Raw genomic sequence first — 3349 nt, 5'->3', positions numbered from 1 at the left:
CGGCTTGCTGGCGATACGTGAGGACATGCGWGCGGGGCCTTGTTCAAATCACACAATATCTGTGACGGTGCGGGCCTCATCGCTGGCAAGCCAGCTCCCACAGGGATCTTCAGTGTGCTCACTTTCTGAGCTGCACCCACAAAACCTGTGGGAGCCGGCTTGCCATGGATCTACTGTGTGCTCACTTTCTGAGTCGCATCACAAWACCTGTGGGAGCTGCTTGCCAGCGATGCGGACGACGCGATAGTTCGTCGTACCGCGGTGATGCCATCGCTGGCAAGCCAGCTCCCACAAAAGCCAGACCAAAGAAAGATTCACCCGCGCATAAAAATAATCAGTGGGAGTACATCTACATGCAATCGTCCAAGCCGACTCACGTCCGCTATTTGATCCTGCTCATGCTGTTTCTGGTGACCACGATCAACTACGCCGACCGAGCGACCATCGCCATCGCCGGTTCCAGCCTGCAAAAAGACCTCGGTATCGACGCGGTCACCCTCGGTTATATCTTCTCCGCTTTCGGGTGGGCCTACGTTGCCGGACAGATTCCCGGTGGCTGGCTGCTCGATCGCTTCGGCTCGAAAAAAGTCTACGCCCTGAGCATTTTCACCTGGTCGCTGTTCACCGTGCTGCAAGGCTTTGTCGGTGAATTTGGCATGTCCACGGCGATCGTTGCACTGTTCATGCTGCGCTTCCTGGTCGGTCTGGCGGAGGCGCCATCTTTTCCCGGTAACGCACGGATTGTCGCGGCCTGGTTCCCGACCGCTGAACGCGGTACGGCCTCGGCGATCTTCAACTCGGCGCAATACTTCGCCACTGTGCTGTTTGCACCGCTGATGGGCTGGATCGTGTATCGCTTCGGCTGGGAGCACGTGTTTATTGTCATGGGTATCCTCGGCATCATCTTCTCGCTGGTCTGGCTCAAGGTTATCCACAGCCCGCGTCAGCATCCGCTGGCCAACGAAGCCGAAGTGCAGTTCATCGCCGACAATGGCGGCATGGTCGACATGGACGTCAAGCAAGGCAAAAAAGCCGACGGGCCGAAGTGGGATTACATCCGTCAGTTGCTGACCAACCGCATGATGCTCGGCGTGTATCTGGGCCAGTACTGCATCAACGGCATCACTTATTTCTTCCTGACCTGGTTCCCGGTGTACCTGGTGCAGGAGCGCGGCATGACCATCCTCAAGGCCGGTTTCATTGCCTCGTTGCCGGCGATCTGCGGCTTTATTGGTGGGGTGCTCGGCGGGGTGATTTCCGATTACCTGCTGCGCAAAGGGCATTCGCTGACCTTCGCCCGCAAGGCGCCGATCATTGCCGGCTTGCTGGTATCGAGCAGCATCGTGGCCTGCAACTATGTTGACGTGGAATGGATGGTCGTTGGTTTCATGGCCCTGGCCTTCTTCGGCAAAGGCGTGGGCGCGCTGGGTTGGGCGGTGGTGTCCGACACCTCGCCGAAACAGATCGCCGGCCTGAGCGGCGGGTTGTTCAACACCTTCGGCAACCTCGCTTCGATTACCACGCCGATCGTGATTGGCTACATCATCAGCTCCACCGGTTCGTTCAAGTGGGCGCTGGTGTTCGTCGGTGCCAACGCACTGGTTGCGGTGTTCAGCTATCTGGTGATCGTCGGCCCGATCAAACGTGTGGTGCTCAAAGAGCCGCCAACCAACGGTGGTTCTGAAATCACTGGCAAATTGTCTCAAGCGCATTCCTGAGGAGCGGCGTCATGCAGTTGATTGAACATTCCGACTCGCCGCGCTACATCCGCCTGCACGAGCGGGACAACGTAGTGATTGTGGTCAACGACCAAGGCGTACCGGCCGGCACCGAGTTTCCGGACGGTCTGGTGACCGTGGATTTTGTGCCGCAGAGCCACAAGGTGACTCTTGAGGACATTCCCGAGGGCGGCCAGGTGATTCGCTACGGCCAGACCATCGGCTACGCGTTGCAGCCGATCCCGCGGGGCAGCTGGGTCAAGGAAGATCAACTGCGCATGCCGACCGCGCCGCCGCTGGACAGCCTGCCGCTGTCCACCGAAGTGCCGGCCGCGCAGGCACCGCTGGAAGGCTTCACGTTCGAGGGTTATCGCAACGCCGACGGCACCGTCGGCACGCGCAACATTCTCGGGATCACCACCACGGTGCAGTGCGTCACCGGCGTGCTCGATCACGCGGTGAAACGCATCAAGGACGAGTTGCTGCCGAAGTATCCGCACGTTGATGACGTGGTGGCGCTCACCCACAGTTACGGCTGCGGCGTGGCGATCACCGCCACCGATGCGTACATCCCGATCCGCACCGTGCGCAATCTGGCACGCAACCCGAACCTGGGTGGCGAAGCGCTGGTGATCAGTCTGGGCTGCGAGAAATTGCAGGCCGGGCAGGTGATGCACGAGGATGACGCCTCGGTGGATCTCAGCGAGCCGTGGCTATATCGCCTGCAGGATTCCAGTCACGGCTTCACCGAGATGATCGAGCAGATCATGGCGCTGGCTGAAGTCCGTTTACAGAAACTTGACCAGCGCCGCCGCGAAACCGTGCCGGCCTCCGAGCTGATCCTCGGCATGCAGTGCGGCGGCAGCGATGCGTTCTCCGGCATCACCGCCAACCCGGCGTTGGGGTATGCCTCGGACTTGCTGCTGCGCGCCGGGGCGACGGTGATGTTTTCCGAAGTCACCGAAGTGCGCGATGCGATCTATCTGCTGACGTCCCGTGCCGAAACCAAGACCGTGGCGCAGGAACTGGTGCGCGAGATGGACTGGTACGACCGCTATCTGGCCAAGGGCGAAGCGGATCGCAGCGCCAATACCACGCCGGGCAACAAGAAGGGCGGTTTGTCGAACATTGTCGAAAAGTCGCTGGGCTCGATCGTCAAATCCGGCAGCAGCGCGATCAATGGCGTGCTCGGCCCTGGTGAGCGTTTCAAGCAGAAAGGTTTGATTTTCTGCGCGACGCCGGCGAGTGATTTTGTCTGCGGCACCTTGCAGTTGGCCGCGGGGATGAACCTGCATGTGTTCACCACCGGGCGAGGTACGCCGTATGGCCTGGCCATGGCGCCGGTGGTCAAGGTCTCGACCCGGACCGAGCTGGCGCAACGCTGGCCGGATCTGATCGACATCGACGCCGGACGTATCGCCACCGGACGCGCGACCATCGAGGCGTTGGGCTGGGAGTTGTTCCACTATTACCTGGATGTGGCGAGCGGCAAGCAGCAGACATGGGCGGAGAAGCACAAGCTGCATAACGACATCACCCTGTTCAATCCGGCGCCGATTACCTGAGTCCAAAAAAAGATCGCAGCCTGCGGCAGCTCCTACAGGGGAAACGCGAAATTCCACTGTAGGAGC

The 3349-nt window shown here is 60.3% G+C and carries 2 protein-coding genes; both read left to right on the top strand.

The genetic code is table 11. The annotated features are described in order from the left end of the window. Positions 1 to 353 precede the first annotated feature (353 nt). Entirely contained in the window at positions 354 to 1718 is a 1365-nt protein-coding gene (locus HT737_RS18140) for an MFS transporter (RefSeq protein WP_095667497.1), read from the top strand. An 11-nt stretch (positions 1719 to 1729) separates the two neighbouring features. Next, positions 1730 to 3283, top strand: coding sequence for a galactarate dehydratase (gene garD / locus HT737_RS18135; protein ID WP_121183706.1), 1554 nt, complete (start codon positions 1730 to 1732; stop codon positions 3281 to 3283). Positions 3284 to 3349: the final 66 nt, after the last annotated feature.

It is taken from the genome of Pseudomonas sp. MD195_PC81_125, from assembly GCF_014060985.1.
Classification (GTDB): domain Bacteria; phylum Pseudomonadota; class Gammaproteobacteria; order Pseudomonadales; family Pseudomonadaceae; genus Aquipseudomonas; species Aquipseudomonas parakoreensis.
Note: the sequence above shows the minus strand (reverse complement) of the source record. Positions and strands in the feature narration are given on the sequence as shown.